12 protein-coding genes and 1 pseudogene are annotated in these 18,821 nt (G+C 69.2%); all 13 read left to right on the top strand.

Annotation, left to right across the window (positions count from 1 at the left end; all coding sequences use genetic code 11):
• Positions 1-310, top strand: a pseudogene (locus ACXJKJ_RS26220) (dockerin); the annotation flags it as partial.
• 31 nt (positions 311-341) lie between these two features.
• On the top strand, positions 342-1,760 hold the full coding sequence (locus ACXJKJ_RS26215; protein ID WP_457393693.1) for a hypothetical protein: 1,419 nt from the start codon (positions 342-344) through the stop codon (positions 1,758-1,760).
• 21 nt (positions 1,761-1,781) lie between these two features.
• Positions 1,782-3,833 (top strand): beta-galactosidase, encoded by a 2,052-nt coding sequence (locus ACXJKJ_RS26210; protein ID WP_457322621.1) that lies wholly within the window; start codon positions 1,782-1,784, stop codon positions 3,831-3,833.
• Between the two features lie 162 nt (positions 3,834-3,995).
• Positions 3,996-5,948, top strand: coding sequence for a sialate O-acetylesterase (locus ACXJKJ_RS26205; protein WP_457322622.1), 1,953 nt, complete (start codon positions 3,996-3,998; stop codon positions 5,946-5,948).
• 65 nt (positions 5,949-6,013) lie between these two features.
• On the top strand, positions 6,014-7,222 hold the full coding sequence (locus tag ACXJKJ_RS26200; protein WP_457322623.1) for a glycoside hydrolase family 27 protein: 1,209 nt from the start codon (positions 6,014-6,016) through the stop codon (positions 7,220-7,222).
• Positions 7,223-7,274: 52 nt separating this feature from the next.
• Positions 7,275-9,578 (top strand): hypothetical protein, encoded by a 2,304-nt coding sequence (locus ACXJKJ_RS26195; RefSeq protein ID WP_457393691.1) that lies wholly within the window; start codon positions 7,275-7,277, stop codon positions 9,576-9,578.
• Positions 9,579-9,615: 37 nt separating this feature from the next.
• Entirely contained in the window at positions 9,616-10,380 is a 765-nt protein-coding gene (locus ACXJKJ_RS26190) for an ABC transporter ATP-binding protein (RefSeq protein ID WP_457393689.1), read from the top strand.
• Entirely contained in the window at positions 10,377-11,897 is a 1,521-nt protein-coding gene (locus ACXJKJ_RS26185) for a putative ABC transporter permease subunit (RefSeq protein WP_457393687.1), read from the top strand. The genes ACXJKJ_RS26190 and ACXJKJ_RS26185 overlap by 4 nt, the downstream gene beginning before the upstream one ends.
• 61 nt (positions 11,898-11,958) lie before the next feature.
• On the top strand, positions 11,959-14,859 hold the full coding sequence (locus ACXJKJ_RS26180) for a M16 family metallopeptidase (RefSeq protein ID WP_457393685.1): 2,901 nt from the start codon (positions 11,959-11,961) through the stop codon (positions 14,857-14,859).
• Positions 14,860-14,941: 82 nt separating this feature from the next.
• Complete coding sequence (locus tag ACXJKJ_RS26175) at positions 14,942-15,958, top strand: hypothetical protein (RefSeq protein WP_457393683.1); 1,017 nt, start codon at positions 14,942-14,944, stop codon at positions 15,956-15,958.
• A complete protein-coding gene (locus tag ACXJKJ_RS26170) occupies positions 15,958-16,764 on the top strand; it encodes a MotA/TolQ/ExbB proton channel family protein (protein ID WP_056194719.1) in 807 nt (268 codons plus the stop codon). Before ACXJKJ_RS26175 ends, ACXJKJ_RS26170 begins: the two co-directional genes overlap by 1 nt.
• Complete coding sequence (locus ACXJKJ_RS26165) at positions 16,754-17,176, top strand: ExbD/TolR family protein (protein ID WP_056194722.1); 423 nt, start codon at positions 16,754-16,756, stop codon at positions 17,174-17,176. The genes ACXJKJ_RS26170 and ACXJKJ_RS26165 overlap by 11 nt, the downstream gene beginning before the upstream one ends.
• Entirely contained in the window at positions 17,173-18,690 is a 1,518-nt protein-coding gene (locus ACXJKJ_RS26160) for a hypothetical protein (RefSeq protein WP_457393681.1), read from the top strand. Before ACXJKJ_RS26165 ends, ACXJKJ_RS26160 begins: the two co-directional genes overlap by 4 nt.
• The last annotated feature ends 131 nt before the right edge of the window (positions 18,691-18,821 follow it).

The following is an 18,821-nucleotide window of genomic DNA, read 5'->3' as shown; positions in this document are numbered from 1 at the left end:
GAGCTGGGCCAAGCTCAGCAACTTCGCGTCGATCTTCACCGGCAACCCCTGGCCCCAGGTGCAGGGTGCAAGCGCCATCGCGCTGGGCAAGGCCAAGGCTGGCGCGCCGTACTCGGCCGCGGTCTACGTTGTGGGCGTCAGCAACGGTGTCTGGGGCGTGCATCGCTCTGATGACGGCGGCGCCACCTGGACGCGCTTCAACGACGACGCGAACCAGTTCGGCGGCATCGGCGTGATGGCGGCCGACCAAGCCATCTACGGCCGGATCTACATCAGCGGCACCGGCCGCGGAATGCTTTACAGCAACTGAACCTCGCGCCCTTCCTCATTCCGCATCGCTCATGAACAAGACGAACTCGACAGCCACCACCTCGCTCGATGAACCGGCCCGCCGCAGCTTCGTGCGCACCGTGGCAAGCGCCGGGCTGGCCGCCATGGCCGGCGGGTCGGCGGCAGCTGCCGCTGGCCCCTCTGCCAAGGCCTCGGCCACCGGCGGCGCCCCCGAGCCCGGCTTGCCCTTCCACGCCTGGGCCCCCACGCCGCCCATGGGCTGGAACAGCTGGGACGCCTTCGGTGCCAGCGTCACCGAAGCGGAGTACCTGGACAACGCGCGCATCCTGGCCGAGCGCTTCCTGCCCTTCGGCTACGACACCGCCACCGTCGACATCCAGTGGTACGAGGCGGGCGCCACGTCGGGGTGGTACCGGGACTTCGCGCCGCTGGTGCTGGACGCCCACGGCCGCCCGCAGCCCGCGCCCAACCGCTTCCCCAGCGCCGCCGGTGGCCGCGGCTTCGCGCCGCTCGCCGCCAAGGTGCACGCCATGGGCCTGCGCTTCGGCGTGCACATCATGCGTGGCATCCCGCGCCAGGCGGTSGGGCTGGARCTGCCCATCGCCGGCAGCAAGTACCGCTGCAACGAAGTCGCCGATTCCCACTCCACCTGCGCCTGGAACACCGACATGTGCGGCGTCAASCCSGASCAYSCYGGCGCCTTCGASTGGTACCGCGCCTGGTTCGCCCAGCTGGCCGAGTGGGGCGTGGACTTCGTCAAGGTCGACGACATCGCTGCGCCCAACTATCACGCCAAGGAAGTGGAGCTGATCCGCCGCGCCATCGACGCCACCGGTCGGCCCATGGTGCTGAGCCTGTCGCCCGGCCCGGCGCACCTGGATCAATCGGCCCACCTGCAGGCGCACGCCAACCAATGGCGCGTGTGCAACGACTTCTGGGACACCTGGCCCCAGTTGCGCGACAACCTCGTGAACCTCGTCAAGTGGGCGCCCCACGCCCGCGCGGGCGCCTGGCCCGATGCCGACATGCTGCCCGTCGGCAAGATCGGCCTGCGCAACTACGACGAGAAAGGCCGTGGCGAGCGCGATACCGGCTTCAGCCGTGACGAGCAGCTGTTGATGCTCACGGCCTGGACCTGCGCGCGCAGCCCGCTGATCCTCGGCAACGACCTGCGCCGCCTCGACGACTGGACGCTGCGCCTGGTCACCAACCCCGAGGTGCTGGCGCTGCTGCGCGTGCCCGGGGCACGCGAGTGGCACTCGGTGGCCCAGGGCCATCGCTTCGTCTGCAACGGCCCGCAGGGCACCTGGGCAGCGTGGTTGAACACTGGCGACGCGCCTTGGCAGGTGCCGCTGCCTGCGTGGCTGCCCGACGCCAGCCGCGACTGCTGGGCACGCGCCGACCTCCCCGCAGGCACCCGCGTGCTGACCGTGCCGCCGCATGGGGCGCGCCTCGTGCGTTGCGCCTGATGGGTATCGCTGATCCCGATCATGAAACTGAAAAAGACTCTGATTGCCTGCTCGCTGGCCCTGGCCGCGCTCAACCCCGCCTTCGCCCAGAGCGCCGAAGGCCACCCCGACTGGCCCGGGGCCGGCCAGCTGTTCGCGGGCGTGAACTACCAGCCCGTGGACCGCACGCTGGCGCAGGTCAAGCGCGACGTTGCGCTGATGAAGCAATCCGGCTTCAAGGTCGTCCGCATGGGTGACCTGGCCTGGGACTACTTCGAACCCGAGGAAGGCAAGTTCGACTTCAAGCATTTCGACGCCGTGATGGCCGAGGTGCACGCCGCCGGCATCAAGGTCATCCTCGACATCCCGGGGCAGCCGGCGCCGATGTGGCTGCACCACAAATACCCCGGTGTCGACATCACCAACCAGGCCGGCACCCGCCTGGCGCCGGCCGAGCGCTACATGGACAACATCGGCGACCCGGACTACCGGCGCCTGGCCACGCGCATGGCCGACACGCTCATCAAGCGCTACGCCAAGCATCCGGCCCTGCTGGCCGTGGGCTATGACAACGAGATCGGCAACGGCTACATCTCCTATTCCGAGGCTGACCGCAAGCGCTTCGTCGAATGGCTGAAGAAGCGCTACGGCAGCATCGACGCGCTGAACAAGGCCTGGGCCACGCAGCGCTGGTCGCGTCGCATCGGCAAGTGGGAAGAAGTGCGGCTGCCCTATGCCGACGGTCCGGGCCCCGCCGAGCGTTATCTGGACCTGCGCCGTTTCTGGTCCGACCTGACCATCGCCGTTCTCGACGACCGGGAGGCCGTGCGCCGCAAGAACACGCCCGACAAGCCGACGCTGTCGAACTACTGGAGCTGGTCGGGCCGCAAGGGCTTCGACTACCACGGCAGCTATCGCCAGCACACCACCTATGGCGCCATGGGCTTCTATGCCGGCGAACCGATCTACGGCGGATGGCAGGCGGCCCTCATCAGGGCGGGCATGACGACGCCGACCTGGTTCAACGAGTTCACCGCCGGCGGCCCAGGCTCCTACGGCAGCAAGGGCTGGTCGCGCATGTGGGCCCACTTCGTGCTGCTGATGGGCGGCCAGGCCGCGCTGGCCTGGACCTTCAACAGCCATCTCGGCGGCGAGGAGCAGGCGCTGATGGGCCTGCTCGACCATGACGACCGCCCCTCGTGGAAGCTGGCCGAATGGGCCCGCATCGCCGGCGACTACGCCAAGCTGGAGAAACTGGGCTTCCCGCGCCGCGTCGAGCCCAAAGTGGCCATCGCCTACTCCTTCGACAACGTCGCGGCCCACAGTGCCAATGGCCCGGCCAACAGCTCCCGCGACTACCTGAAGACGTCCTATCAGAAGCAGGCCCTCGGTGCCTTCGAGCCGCTGCTGAAGGACAACATCGACGTCGCGGCCATCAAGCTCTCCTACGAAGACCTGAGCCGCTACCGCCTCATCATCCTGCCCGGCATGTACCTGCTGGACAAAGCCTCCACCGAGGCGGTGCGCAAGTTCGTCACCGACGGCGGCACCGTGATCATGACGGCGCAGTCGGCCAAGGTGAACGAGCACAACCAGTGGCACGGGACGCCGTTGCCCGGCGGCCTGACCGACGTCTTCGGCCTGCGCACCAACGAGTACTACAGCGTCGCCGGCACGCTGAAGATCGGCGACGAGGAGGTCAAGGGCACGATCGAGCATTACGAGGTGCTGGAGCCCTCCACCGCCGACGTGCTGAGCCGCTTCAGCAACCTGGAGGGCAGGCCGCCGGCCATCACTGTCAACAGGTTCGGCAAGGGCCGCGCGATCTACCTCGCCACACCGGCGCAGCCCCAGATCATGCGGCCGCTGCTGCGCTCGCTCTACGCGAGCCTGGGCATCGAGCCGGGTCCGAAGACGCCCGACGGCGTGTTCGCGCGCGAGGTCGAAGGACGTGTGCTGTACGTCAACGCCAACTGGCACCCGATGGAGGTGCCGATCGCCGGCGCGATGAAGGGGGTGCTCGGTGACCAGCGCTGGGAAGGCAGCCTGAAGCTGGCGCCGCTCGGCGTGGAGCTGCTGGAACCCCTGAACTGAAGGATGACAGGCACTTCGCCCAGTTGTTGCACCGACTGAACGTCGGCAAGACCGGTCGCTCTCCTCGGGGACGGCCCGCAACATCCCGGTTCGTGCGCCGCCGGATGCCGTGCAAGCGGAATTGATATTTGAGATGAAGCCCCGAAAGACGAGAACAACGCGATGAGAACGATAGCCCTCCCCCTGCTGCTTGGCCTGCTGGCTGCCACCGCGCACGCCGAGGTGCGCCTGGCCCAAGTGTTCAGCGACCACATGGTGCTGCAGCGCGACCGACCGCTGAACGTGTGGGGTCAGGCCACACCAGGCCAGACGCTGAGCATCGACCTCGGCGGCCGCAGCGGCACGGCCCGCGCAGGCGCCGACGGCCGCTGGCGCGTGCAGCTAGCGCCTCTGCCGGCCGGCGGCCCGCACCGCCTGGTCGTCAAGGGCGACGGGACCGCAGCGCTGAACGACGTGCTGATCGGCGACGTCTGGCTGCTCGGCGGCCAGTCGAACATGGAGTGGCCGCTGGCGCAGACCGACACCGGCCCACAGGAAGTGGCCTCACCGCAGAACGCGCAGCTGCGCCACCTGCGCGTGCCGCTGCGCGCCAGCGTGCAACCCGAAGCCAACATCGCGCCAGCGCCCTGGGTCGTTGCCGAGCCCGGCCGCGTGGCCGAGTTCAGCGCCGTCGGCTACCACTTCGCGCGCGAGATGCAGGCGGTGCAGGGCGTGCCCATCGGCCTGATCAACACGGCCTGGGGCGGCTCCATGCTGGAGACCTGGATGAGCCGCGACGCGGCGCTGCGCGACCCTGACCTCGCACCCGCGGTGCACGCCTTGCCGGCCGACAACGCTGCCTTCACTGCAGCATTGGGYCAGCGCATGCTGCCCCGCATCGCCGCCTGGCAGAAGGGTCTTCCGCTGGAGGGCGTGGACGCCTCGGGCTGGTCTGCCGCTGCCGACATCGACGCCGACTGGCCCACACTGAAGGCGCCCGGCAACTGGGAAGGCCAGGGCCTGGCCGACGTCGACGGCGTCGTCTGGATGCGCAAGCGCATTGAGCTGAAGCCTGCCCAGGCCGCCGGAGCCGCTGAGCTGCACCTGGCCAAGGTGGACGACTGCGACGAGGTCTGGGTCAATGGCCAGAAGATTGGCGGCCAGTGCGGCTGGGAGCAGGCGCGCCACTACACGCTGCCAGCGGGCGTGCTGCGCGCGGGCGCCAACTGGATCGCCGTGCGGGTGACCGACACCGGCGGCGGCGGCGGCATCGATGGCGACGCTGCCAATCTGCGCCTGGACACGGCGGCCGGCACCGTGTCGCTCGCCGGCCCCTGGCGGGCACGCGTCGAGAAGCTCGTGGCGGCTGGCGGCCCGGTGGCGAACAGCGCCCCGGCCCTGGGCCACAACGGCCTCATCGCCCCGCTGCAAGGCTTGTCCGTGCGCGGCGTGCTCTGGTACCAGGGCGAGGAAAACTCCGGGCGTGCGGCTGCCTATGCCGACGGCTTCAAGCGCCTCATCCAGGACTGGCGTGGCCAGTTCGCCGACCCTGACCTGCCCTTCTTCTTCGTGCAACTGGCCTCGTGGCGGCCCATGGCCGAGAACCGGCCCGACGGCAACGGCTGGGCCGAACTGCGCGCCAGCCAGGCCGCGGCCCTGGCGCTGCCCCACACCGGCATGGCCACGGCGATCGACGTGGGCGATGCCGTCGACATTCACCCCCGCAACAAGCGCACCGTGGGCCAGCGCCTGGCCGCGCTGGCGATGCACGAGCTGGGGCTGCGCACCGCGCCGGCCACGGGCCCGCGCCTGACCGGCCATCAGTCGAAGGGCGGCGAATTTGAGCTGCGCTTCGACACCACCGCCGGCGGCCTGCGAACTGCGCGCACCGGCGAGCCGCTGCGCGGCTTCTACGTCGCCGGCGCCGACCGGCGCTGGGTACCGGCCGAAGCACGCGTCGACGGTGATCGCATCGTGCTGCGCAGTGCCGCCGTGGCGGCCCCGGTGGCGGCGCGCTACGCCTGGGTCAACAACGCCAGCGAGGCCAATGTCGTCGGTGGCGACGGCCTGCCACTGCCACCGCTGCGCACCGACGACTGGCCGCTGGAATCGGCAGGCCGGCGCTACGGGCGCTGAGCCCGACGCCAGTTCGACGCACCGCTCAACGGCGCTCTTCGTATCCCCTTCAAGTGAATCTCCGCATGCACCACCTGATCCGACGCGCCGCTCATACCGTCGCACTGCTCTGCTTCATAGCCACCACGCCCGCCCACGCCGACGGCACGCTGAAGCTGGAAGCTCCCAAGCCCAATGTGGCGCCAACCCCGCCGATGGGCTGGAACTCGTGGAACAAGTTCGACTGCAACGTCAGCGAGCAATTGATCCGCCAGCAGGCCGACGCGATGGCCGCCTCCGGCATGAAGGACGCCGGCTACCAGTACATCGTCATCGACGACTGCTGGCAGAAGAGCCGCGACGCCGACGGCAACATCCAGGCCGACCCCGAGCGATTCCCGTCCGGCATCAAGGCGCTCGCCGACTACGTGCACAGCAAGGGACTGAAGTTTGGTCTCTATTCCGACGCCGGCTCTCTGACCTGCGCCGGCCGCCCGGGCAGCGCTGGCCGTGAGTTCCAGGACGCGAGCCAGTACGCCAGATGGGGCGTGGACTTTCTGAAGTACGACTGGTGCAACACCGGCACCCGCAACGCCGAGGCCGCCTACACCGTCATGGCCAAGGCCCTGCGCGAGTCCGGCCGCGACATCGTGTTTTCCATCTGCGAATGGGGCACCGACCATCCCGAGCGCTGGGGCCCGACGGTGGGCCACCTGTGGCGCACCACCCATGACATCTACGACGGTTGGGAAAGCACGAAGGACCGTGGGAATGGCATGACCAACGTCCTGGACATGCAAGCCGCGCGCGGGGGCGTGTCAGCGCCAAATGCCTGGAACGACCCCGACATGCTGGAAGTGGGCAACGGCGGCATGACGACCACCGAGTACGAGTCGCACTTCTCGCTGTGGGCCATGCTGGCCGCGCCGCTGATCGCTGGCAACGACCTGTCGAAGATGGACGCCGACACGGTGCGCATCCTCACCAACAAGGACGTCATCGCCGTCGACCAGGATCCGCTGGGCCAGCAAGGCCGCCGCGCGCTGAAGGAAGGCGACCTCGAAGTCTGGGTGCGTCCGCTGGCGCGCGGTGAGCACGCGGTGGTGCTGTTCAACCGCGGCAAGACGCCGGCCGACATGAAGGTGGCTTGGGAACAGCTCCAACTGCCCGTCGACCAGAAGGCCGACGTGAAGGACCTGTGGAGCAAGAAGGTCACGAAGGGCGTGCGCGGCAGCTATGGCGGCAAGGTGGCGCCGCATGGCGTGATCATGGTGCACATCAAGGCCGCGCCGTGACGGGACCGGCGAACACCGGCCATCCAACGCGGATGACCGAGAGGGACGCGCCATGAGGCTGATGACCCTGCTGCTCACTCTGGCGGTTCTGGCCTGCGGTGCGCAGGCCGATGCGCTGACCGTGAAGGACGCCAAGTCGCTGGAGACGGCCCTGCAGCGGGCGCGGACGGACAAGCGCATCCACCGCATCGAGCTGGCTGCTGGCAACTATCAGCTGTCGGCGCCCATCGTCATCGACGAGGCCCTGTCGGGCACGGCAGACGAGCCCTTCGTGCTCGCCGCTGCGCCTGGCGCTCAGCCCGTATTGAGCGGTGCGATGTCGCTGCCGGCACTGCGCTGGGAGGCCTGGAAGGACGGCATCTGGCGAGCCCGCCTGGCCGACGCTTCGTTTCAACGCCTGTGGTTGGGGCAGCACGCGCTCGTGCGCGCCCGCTACCCCAATCTCGACCGCGCCCACACCGGCTTCGGCGGCGCCGCGGATGCCACCTCGCCCGAGCGCGTCGCACGCTGGCGTGACCCGCAAGGTGCCGTGCTTCACGCGTTGCACGGCTACGGTTGGGGCGGCCTGCAGATCCCCATCCTCGGCAAGAAGCCCGACGGCAGCCTGGACTACGGCCCGCAACTGGCCAACAACCGCGTCATGCCGCCGAGCGACAAGGACCGCTACGTCGAGAACGTGCTGGAGGAACTGGACGCGCCGGGCGAATGGTTCCATGACCGCCGCGAGGGCTGGCTCTACTTCAAGCCGCTGGCCGGCAAGCAGCCGCCGGCACGAGGCTTTCGCGGCAGCACACAAGAAGCGCTGATCCGCATCGAGGGCCGCGAGGCCCAGGTACAGCATGTGCGGGTTCGCAATTTCGTGTTCCGGGAGACGGAGCCCACCTTCCTGAAGGCCACCGAGCCGCTGTTGCGCTCGGACTGGAAGTTCTATCGCGTCGGCGCCGTGACCATCGAGAACGCCGTCGACGTTCGCGTCGAGGGTTCCGAGTTCGTCGACCTCGGCGGCCATGCCGTCGTCGTCAGCGGCCGCGCGCAGCGTGTGGCCGTTTCTGGCAACCACATCCATGACATCGGCGGCACGGCCGTGGCCTTCGTCGGCCGCCCGGAGGCGGTGCGCTCACCGCTGTTCGAGTACCACGAGCGGCTGGAGGTCGCGGCCATCGACCGCACGCCAGGCCCGAAGTCGGACGCCTATCCCAAGGACTCCGAGGCCAGCGACAACCTCATCCACGACATCGGCCAGATCGACCGTCAGGCCACGGGCGTGCAGCTGTCGATGGCGGCGCGTATCACGGTCGACCACAACAGCATCTACCGCATGCCGCGCGCCGGCATCAACATCGGCGACGGCACTTGGGGCGGGCACCGCATCACGAACAACGACGTATTCGACACGGTGCGCCTGACGGGTGACCACGGCTCCTTCAACAGCTGGGGCCGCGACCGCTTCTGGCACCCCGACCGCGCTGAGATGGACCGCCGCGCCGCGGCCCATCCGGAGTTGGCGCTGCTGGACGCCGTCGAGCCCATCGTCATGCGGCGCAACCGCTGGCGCTGCGACCACGGCTGGGACGTGGACCTGGACGACGGCGCCTCCAACTACGTTATCGAAGAGAACCTGATGCTGGCCGGCGGGCTGAAGCTGCGCGAGGGCTTCCAGCGCATCGTGCGCAACAACATCCTCGTCAACAGCAGCTTCCACCCGCATGTGTGGTTCGACAACGGTGGCGACGTCTTCGAGTCCAACCTCGTCATGGGGGCGCATCAGCCGGTGGAGATCAAGCGCTGGGGGCGCAGCGTCAACCGCAACTTCTTCGTGGCAGAGRCCGACCTGCGGGCCGCCCAGGCGCGCGGCAGCGATGCCGACTCCGTCGCCGGCGACCCGCGCTTTGCCGCACCCGCCCGGGGCGACTACAGGGTCACGAACACGGCGCTGGCCGCGCGTGTCGGCTTCGTCAACTTCCCCATGGACGACTTCGGCGTGCGCCCGGCGAGGCTGAAGGCGCTGGCGAAGCAGCCCGCATTCCCGGTGCCCCAGCAGCTCAGCCAGGCCGCGCCACCGCAAGCCGTGCAACAGCTGTACGGGCTGAGCCTCAAGCCGGTCGAGACCCTGGGCGAGCAGTCGGCCGCTGGCCTGGGTGACAAGGCCGGCCTCATCGTGCTGAGCGTGGAGGCAGGCAGCCCAGGCGATGYGGCCGGCTTCAAGCCGCGTGACGTCATCGTCGGTGCGGAGAAGGCGGGCGCCATCGCCGATGTGGCGGCGCTGCGGGTCCTGCTGGCCGACGGGACAGACCTCGTCATCGTCCGCAACCAGGCCCGTATCCGCCTGCGCTGGCCCAGCCCCGCAAAACCATAAAAGTTGAACACGCCCGTCATCAGGCAGGGAGAAAAAAATGAACCAAGAATTTCCGCAGCGGGCATCGGCGCTGGAGATYGGCGGCCTGGTGAAGCGCTTCGGCGGCCTGCCCGCCGTGGACCAGCTCAGCCTCAGCATTCCACAAGGCGAGTTCCACGCCTTGCTCGGCCCCAACGGCGCCGGCAAGACGACGACGCTGCGCATGGTGGCCGGGCTGTTGCGGCCCGACGAGGGCAGCGTGCACATCCTGGGCCACGACGTCGCGCTCGAACCCATCGAAGCCAAACGCCGGCTGGCCTTCCTGCCCGACGACCCGCTGCTCTACGGCAAGCTGCGCCCGCTCGAGTACCTGGAGTTCGTGGCCGGCCTGTGGGGCATCGAGCCTGGCGTGGCCGCGCCGCGCGCGGAGGAACTGCTGCGCTGGCTGGACCTGTGGACCCACACCGGCGAGATCACCGAAGGCTTCTCGCGTGGCATGCGCCAGAAGCTGGCGCTGGCCGGCGCGCTCATTCACGACCCGCAGCTGCTGATCCTGGACGAGCCGCTCACCGGCCTGGACGCGGCGGCGGCGCGCCAGGTGAAGGACGTGCTGGTCGAGCGAGTCAAGCAGGGTCACACGGTCATCCTCACCACGCACATCCTGGAGATCGCCGAGCGGCTGGCGCAGCGCATCAGCATCATCCATCGCGGGCGCATCACCGCCCAGGGCACGTTGGACGAACTGCGCGCCCGTGCGGCGACCGGCGGCGGACAGGGCGGGACGCTGGAAGACGTGTTCCTGCAGCTCACGAGCGCGGCATGACGGCGCTGCTGGCGTTGCGCCCGGGCTCCGTGCTGTGGCTTCTCCGTCACGAGCTCCGGCTGGGCTGGCGTGGCATGGGCAAGCGGATGGCCCGTGGGCTGCTGGGGTTCGCCGTCGCGCTGAGCGTGGCGCTGCACGTCGGCGCCTACTTCGTTCTGCGCATGTGGCCACCCGGCAGCGAGCAGCTTGTGCTGACCATGTTGATCTGCGCAGCGGCCTGGATCGCCATCAGCCTGATGCTCGCGCAGGCCATCCTGCAGTCCGTCGAGGCGCTGTTCGACCGGGGTGACCTGGATCTGCTGCTGTCCTCACCGCTGGCGACACACACTGTCTTCATGGTGCGCGGCCTGGGCATCGTCGCCAACGTCGGCGGGCTGTTCCTGTTTCTGCTGGCGCCGTTCGCGCACGTGGGCCTGTTCCTCGGGCACCCGCAGTTGCTCGGCATCTACCCGGCGGTGCCGGCACTGGCGCTGGCGACCACCGCGCTGGGCCTGGCACTCACGCTGGCGCTGGTCCGTGTGCTCGGCGCCCGCCGGGCCCGCATCGTGGCGCAGGTGCTGGGCACGCTGATGGGCGGGGCGTTGGCCGTGCTGTCGCAGCTGCCCAACGTGATTGGCGCTGCCGACCTGCAGCAACTGCTTGCCCGGCTGATCCGCTGGGCCGAGCCAGGCGGTCCGCTGGCGCCGGACAGTCCAGTCTGGTTTCCGGGCCGCGCGCTGGTCGGCGCGCCGCTGCCGCTGCTGACGGTCGCGCTGGTCGGCGTCGTCGGCTTTGGGCTCGTCATCGGTCTGGCCCACCATCGTTTCCTGGCGGGCACGCAGGAGTCCGTCACTGGCAGCGCCAGGCGTATCTCGGCGGCGCCGCAGCGCGGCAGCGTCCGGTTCAAGGGCGGGCTGTGGCGCAGCGTGCTGATCAAGGAGTGGCGCCTCATCGCGCGCGACCCGCAGCTCATTGCCCAGACACTGATGCAGCTGCTGTACCTGGTGCCGGTGGTGCTGCTTGCGCTGCGCGGCGCGGGGCTGACCGTGCTGGCGCCTGTGGCGGTGATGCTGGCATCGTCACTGGCGGGCAGTCTGGCCTGGATCACCGTCGCGGCCGAGGATGCGCCTGACCTGCTGGGCAGCGCACCGGTTCCACCGTCGCTGCTGCGCCGGCCGAAGGTGCTGGCCGCACTGGTGCCAGCGTGGTTGATGGTGTCGCCGCTGCTGCTGGTCTTGCCGACGCACGGCCTCTGGCTGACGCTGACGTTTCTCTTCTGCCTCGCCGGCGGCACGGTCTCGGCCGGTGTGATGCAGGTGTGGTACCCCACCCAGGGCAAGCGCAAGGATCTGATGCGGCGCGCGAAGGGCAAAGGACCGGTCGGCATGATCGAAATACTCACAGGCATGGCGTGGGCGGGCACGGCGTACTGCTTGAACGAGGTACCGCGCTACTCGCCATTGCCCTTGCTGGTCGCCTTGCTCGGCTGCAGCGTGGTGTGGTGGATGGGCCGTTCACGCCGGGCAGAGATGGCATGAAAAGAGAGTCGGGCCGTTGCCGGCCCATCAACAAGCCCGTCATCGGGCAGGGAGAACAAGCATGAAATCCAGATTCCAGCAGCGCGCATCCGTGCCGCACGCCGTCGCGCTGGCCGCAGCGCTGATGTGCGGCGTCGCCGCTGCGCCCGCCCGTGCCGAGGCATCGGCAGCGACGGCCACCGTCGCCGCAACGCAGCCTGCCTGGGGCCATGAGCTGGTCCAGCGCAAGCCCGACCCGGCGGTGCGCTTCGGCCGCCTGCCCAATGGCTTGCGCTACGCCATCCAGCACAACGAGACGCCCAAGGACGGCGTGGCCATGCGCATGCGCATCGGCGCAGGCTCGCTGCAGGAGCGTGATGAAGAGCAGGGCCTGGCCCACTTCCTGGAGCACATGGCCTTCCGCGGCAGCGCCAAGCTGCCAGACGGCGAGGTGGTGCATCTGTTGCAGCGCCAGGGCCTGAGCTTCGGCGCGGACACCAACGCCTTCACTGACTTCGACCAGACCGTCTACCACTTCAACTTCCCCAAGGCCGACGCCGCGGCACTGGACACCGGCCTGATGCTTTTCCGCGAGATCGGCGGGCACCTGAAGCTCGACCCCCAGCTCGTCGAGCAGGAAAAGGGCGTCGTGCTGTCGGAGGAGCGCACGCGCGACGTGCCCGGCATGCGCGCCTTCCTTGCCGAGCAGGCCCTGACGCTGGCCGGCACGCGCGTGGCCCAGCGCCTGCCCATCGGCCGCATCGACACCGTCCAGGCCGCCACGGCCGACAAGCTGAGGCGCTACTACCAGGCCAACTACCGGCCGGACAACGCCACGCTCATCGTCGTCGGCAACATCGACGTCGACACGGTCGAGAAGCAGATCCGCGAGCGCTTCGCCGACTGGAAGGCGACCGGCAAACCCGACGCCCTCGACCTCGGCGCGGCCAAGCCGACGCAGCCCGCGGCCGAGTTCATCGCCGACGGCGCGCCTGACAAGCTCTCGCTGACCTGGATCAACCCGCCGGACATGCGCCCGCCCACGCTGGCCTTCGGCCGCGACGTGTTCGTGCAGCAAATGGCCGCCGGCGTGCTCAACCTGCGCCTGGGCGACCGTGCCCTCAAGCCCGGCAGCCCCTTCCTCGGCGCCTTCGGCATGGACATGCCGCGCATCTACAAGGTGACGGGCCAGGCCCAGCTGACGCTGATGGCGCCGCCCGAAAAATGGGCCGAGGCCCTGGATGCCGCGACGGCCGAGCTGCGCCAGTTGCAGGCCCAGGGCGTGCAGCCGGCCGACCTGCAGCGCCTCATGCCGACCATCCGCAGCGCGCTCCAGGCCATGGTGGCCCAGGCGCCGACGCGCCAGAGCGCGGCCATCGCCGACGCGCTGGTCAACGCCGTCCACTACGAGGGTCTCTACCAGAGTGCCGAACAGGGCGTGGCCGAGGCGGAGCCGATGCTGGCGTCCATCAAGCCCGAGGAACTGACCGCCGTGCTGCGCCGCGACTTCGGTGGCCAGCCGCTGGTCTTCCGCAGTGCCAAGGCCGGCGCCGCCGGGCCGCAGGCCTTGTCCGCCCAGCTCGCCCAGGCCATGGCCCGGCCGCTGCAGGCCCAGGCCGCGCCGGTGGCCGTGACCTGGCCCTACGCCGACTTCGGCGCCCCCAGCGCCATCGTCAGCAAGACGACCGACGCCGAACTGGGCAGCACCACGCTGGCCTTTGCCAACGGCACCCGCCTGGTCATCAAGCCCACGGCACAGGAGAAGGACAAGGTCATCGTGCAGGTGCTGGTGGGCCAGGGCATGGCCGGCCTCAAGCCCGAGCAGGTGTCGGCCACCTGGACCCTGAGCATGTTCCCGCTGGGCGGCACCGGCAAGCTTTCGCTGGCAGAGGTGGCGCAGTGGCAGCAGGCCAGCGGCGTGCTGGCCGGGCTGAATCTGCAAATGGACAGCCGACGCGTGCTGCTGGTGGGCGACACCCGCCCGACCGACCTCAAGCCCCAGCTCCAACTGCTGGCCGCCTTCGTGCGCGACCCTGGCTTTCGCCCCGAGATGGGCGAGAAGCTGGCCGGCGTGGCGCCGATGATGGCCAACCAGTTCGAGACGCTGCCCGGCATCGTCTACGGCCGCGAGCTGTCCAAGGTGATGAACAACGGCGAGCCGCGGCTCGGCGGCGTGCCGACGGCGGCCGAGTTGCTGGCTGCCCGCGGCGACGATGTCGGCGCCATGCTGCGACCGGCCCTGGCCGGGGCGGCTGATGTGGTGGTCATCGGCGATGTGAGCGAGGAAGCGGCCATCGCCGCCGTACAGGCCACCTTCGGCGCCGGGCCGGCGCGCCCGCGCCTGCCGGCCGTGCCGCTCAAGGCCACGCCGCCCGCCGATGGCGGCGCGCCTCATGTGGCCCTGCACAAGGGCCGCACCGACCAGGGCATGCTCGGCTGGCACTGGTCCATGCCCGACCAGTGGACAGACACCGCCTTGTCCAACACCGGCCGGGTAGCGGCCACGCTGCTGCAGACGCGGCTGGTCGACATCGTGCGCGAGAAGCTCGGCATCACCTACTCGCCGCGCGCCAGCGGCGGCGGCGGCCTGGACATCGCCGGCCAGGGGCGCTTCAGCGCCGAGATCGAGACGCCGCCCGAGAAGTTCGACGCCTTCCGCGAGGTGCTGCGCGCCCAGCTCAAAGAGCTGGCCGCCCAGCCGGTCGGCGCCGACGAGCTGCAGCGCGCCAAGCAGCCCATGATCGAGCAAAGCCGCAAGGCGCCCGAGTACAACGGCCACTGGGCCTACTGGCTGCAGCGCATCCTCATCGAGCCGCGCATGAAGGCCATGATGCAGCGCGAGACGGCCAACCTCGAAGCCGTGACGGCCGAGCAGGTGCAGGCCTTCTTCCGCGACCGCATCGCCAAGCGGGAGCCCATCGAGGTGGCGGCGCGGGCAGGTGAGGCGGCCGGGCAGGCGGCCACGCCGGAAAGGGCCAAGTAAGCAGCAGTCATCCGGTCTGCGCGTGGTTGCAGGCGCTTCGGCGCCACGCCGTCCGGACCGTGTCGAACAAGGAGCAGGAACCATGACAGAACAGCCGCAACACACGGGGGCCTCCGCGCCCGCTCAGCCTCGTCGCGTCCTCGCAATCGTCATCGCGTTCGCGGTGATAGGCACCGGGACCTGGCTGTACAAGCGCCCGCACCTTGCCGAGGCGCCGCTGCCGAGCCCGCAGGCGCAAGCCAGTCAGGCGGCCAGCAGCGTTGCGCCGGCCGAGCCGCCGGCCCAGGCCGCGTCGACGGCAGCCTCCGCTGCGCCGGTCCAGGCCGCAGCCGCCCGGGCTTCGGCGTCGCCCGACTACAGCGCCATGGCCAAGAATGCGATGGAGCAGGCCAACTCGCCGGCTGAGGCGCTGCGCAAGGTGCAGCTGGCGCTGGGCGGCGGCACGCCCAAGGAGGTGCTGGAGGCGGCGCAGACGCTGCAGATGTGCTCGATGATGGCCGGCGCGCCTGGGGCGCTGTACGCCATGCGCGACGGCGCCAGCGGCGTGCCGGAACCGCTCAAGAAGATGATGGACGTCGGGGGCGGGGTCAACAAGGTGATCGAGTCCGCCGAGGGTCAGGCGCGGCGCTGCCAGGTCTTCGACCAGGCCACCCTGGGGCGCAGCAAGGAGCTGTTCCAGCGCGCCTATGAAGGCGGGGCGGAGGGCGGGGCCTCGGCCTACCTGAACGCGCTGCAGAACCCGCTGGAGAAGGAGAAAGCCGATCCCGCGCTGATCGCGAAACTGCAGGCCGAGGTCCGCAAGGCTGCGGCGGGCGGCGATGCTGACGCGCTGCTGCACCTGGCCATGGCCACCGGCGACAGCGCCCGCGATCTGGGCGTCACGCCGGTGCAGCGTGCGGGCTACAAGGTGGCTTGGAAGACCATCCAGGATGAGAAGTTTCCCGGCGTCGGCATGGGTGACATCATGGAAAAGGCCATGGCGACGGCCTTCGATCGGGCCAAGTCCACCACGCCCCTGAGTGCCGCAGAACAAGCCGAGGCGGCCGCGTTGGCACAGCAGGTGGTGGACGCCTGGCGGCGCAAGCGCAAGGGCGGGTGATGACTGCTTCGACCGTCGTGCACCGCTGGCGGCGCGCCGCGCTGGCCGCCGTGCTGCCTCCGCTCAACCCTCCCAACTCCTTCAACTCCATGAAACGAATCGCAATCGCGCTTGGCGCAGCCAGCCTCCCCGGCCTGGCATTGGCGGCCGAGATGAACCTGGTCGAGCAGGTCGCCGAGGGTGGCGCTGCCGTGCTGGTCACGCTGGGGCTGTCCATCCTGTTCGTGGCCGTGACCATCGAGCGCTTCGTGCACCTGCGCGCCCGCGCCGTGGTGCCGGCCGACCTGGTGGCGCGCGTGCAGCCGTTGTGGACGGCGGGCCGCTTCACGGAACTGGAGACGCTGCTGGCCGACGACGGCAGCACGCTGGCGCGCGTCATCGCCTTCCTGCTCGCGCATCGCCATCAGCCCTACGCAGTCGTCAGCAGTGCGGCCGGCGACATCGCCTCGATGGAACTGCGCCAGCACCAGCAAAAGGCCTATGCGCTGGCCATCGTCGCCACGGTCGCGCCCATCGTCGGCCTGCTGGGCACGGTGCTGGGCATGATCGACGCCTTCCATGTGATCGCCTTCTCCGAAGGCATGGGCAACCCGGCGCTGCTGGCGGGCGGCATCTCGAAGGCGCTGGTCAACACCGCCGCGGGCTTGACGGTGGCCCTGCCGGCGCTGGGCATGCACCACTTCTTCAAGCACCGCCTGGCGACGCTCGGCCTGGCGCTGGAGCGGCAGATCAATGCGCTGATCAACCAGCGCTTCCTGCCCGCGCCGGAAACGCCGGCACTGCGGGTGGTGCAGCATGCGCATTGACCTGGGCGAGGACGAAGCACCGGAGATCGGCTTGATCGCGCTGATCGACTGCATCTTCTTCCTGCTGATGTTCTTCATGGTGGCGACCTCGTTCAAGCAGCCCGTCGGCGAGAGGCCGCAGAAGGAGCTGCCCATCACGCTGCCGGCCGCGCAGATGAGCCTGGACCGCGTGGGCGCTGGTGCGCCGCCGCTGACGATTGGCGTGGACAAGCAGGGCAAGCTGTATGTCGACGGCAGCGCGGTATCTGTGCAGGGCCTGCACGACCGCCTCAAGCAGGAGGCGGCGAGCAACCCGGGCCGCCCCATCCGCATCGACGGCGACGAGATGGCGCGTTATCAGGCCATCGTGCACGTGCTGGACCTGTGCCAGTTCGAAGGCTTCACCAAGATTTCCATGCACACCCGTCAATGAGCTGGGAACCCCGCCGTTCACCGCTGCTGTCCCTGCTCGTGGCAGCCGCCACGCAGGTGGTGCGCCGGCCCTATCTGTCGCTTTCCGTGGCCGCGCATGCCGCGCTGCTGGGGTGGCTGTACTACTTCGGCAGCTATCAGCTGGAGCTGCGCGAGCAGGAAGCCGAAGTCGCATCCAGCCTGCGCGCCACCGGCCAGGCCAGCACGGCCAAGCGCCTGCAAGACCTGCAGACCATCAAGCGGCTGATGGAGAAATCGGCAGCCATTGATCCAGAGCCGGGCCTGCCCCCTGCGGTGCCGCAAACGCCGCAGGAAATGGTGGAACAAGCGCGTGAGCTGTCCAAGGCCATCGACGCGCTCGACAAGGAAATCAAGGCCGAGGAGCTGGCCCAACTGACCGGCGTGCCCAAGCCGCCACCAGCGGCCGAGCCGCCACCGGCTGCGGCGCCGCAGGCGCCCGTCGCGCAAACCACGGCGGCCAGCAATAACGCTGCGCCCGAGTCCAAGGAGCCCGTCGCGTCGGAAAAGCCTTCGCAGCAGCTTGGGGCCAAGGCGAACGAGGCGCAGGCTGACGCAGGCAAGGCGGGCGAGGGCAAGGCGGGCGGCAGTACGCCAGCGCCCGTCACGCAGGAGATGGCGGACAGCGAAGTCGCCGCGCTTGAAGCCAAGGCGCGAGCCACGCTGGCCAAACGTCAGCAGCGCCTGGAGGCCAAGGCGAACGGCGTGCAGGTCGAAGGCGGCAAGCCTGGCTCGGGCGGGGATGGCACTGGCGGTCGCCCCGGCGCACCGTCCGTCAAGGGCGGCGGGTCGGATACGTCGGTTCACGCCGAGATCAGCAATTTCATCGCTGCGGACGCCCGCACCGAACACGCGACATCATCGAAAAGATACTGGGGCACCGACTTCTTCGACCATGGCAAGGCCCAGGTCCCGCCCGTCGATGCGGCCGGTCTCGTGCGCGGACAAGGGCGCGTGCTCGGCCAGGGTGGGGAGTACGCGAACCGGGTATACCTGAACAGCTGGTACGTCATCGGGCCCTTCCCCGGCCGCCATGAGGGTGGCCTGTTCGACAACCCGACCTACCCGCCCGAGAAGGCGGTGCTGTTGGACGCCGTCTACTACGGCAAGGACAAGCGCCTGCTCAAGTGGCGCTACGTGACCGCGCAAAGCTATCCGTTCGTGCCGCCCGACCAGGTCGAAGATTCGGTTTACTACGGCTACACCGAGGTGTTCGTCGACGAAGCCCGGGACCTGATCGCTTGGATAGGGGCCGATGACGACGTCCAGATCTACCTGAACGACCGCATGGTGTGGAAGGGCGGCAACGCCAACAAGGCGACGTATTTCGACACCATCTTCAACGGCGGCCCGAGCTATCTGCGCGACTACAACCGCACCGAAGGCAAGCGCCTCCTGCACTTCAACAAGGGCCGCAACAAACTCTTTTTCAAGCTGTCCAACGGCCCGAATGCGTCATTCCTGTCCATGGTGCTGACGCGTTCGGAATCGCGTTGATAGCTGCGCTCAGTTCGTCGATAGGGTCTTCTCCAATTGCACCGGTCTGACCAATTTCTGCAAAATCGCCTGACTAAGGCGCGAATTTTCTTATTGGTATTACCGGTATTTTGCGCAACCGCTCGCGCCAC

The organism is Roseateles sp. P5_E1 (genome assembly GCF_054049335.1).
Note: the sequence above shows the minus strand (reverse complement) of the source record. Positions and strands in the feature narration are given on the sequence as shown.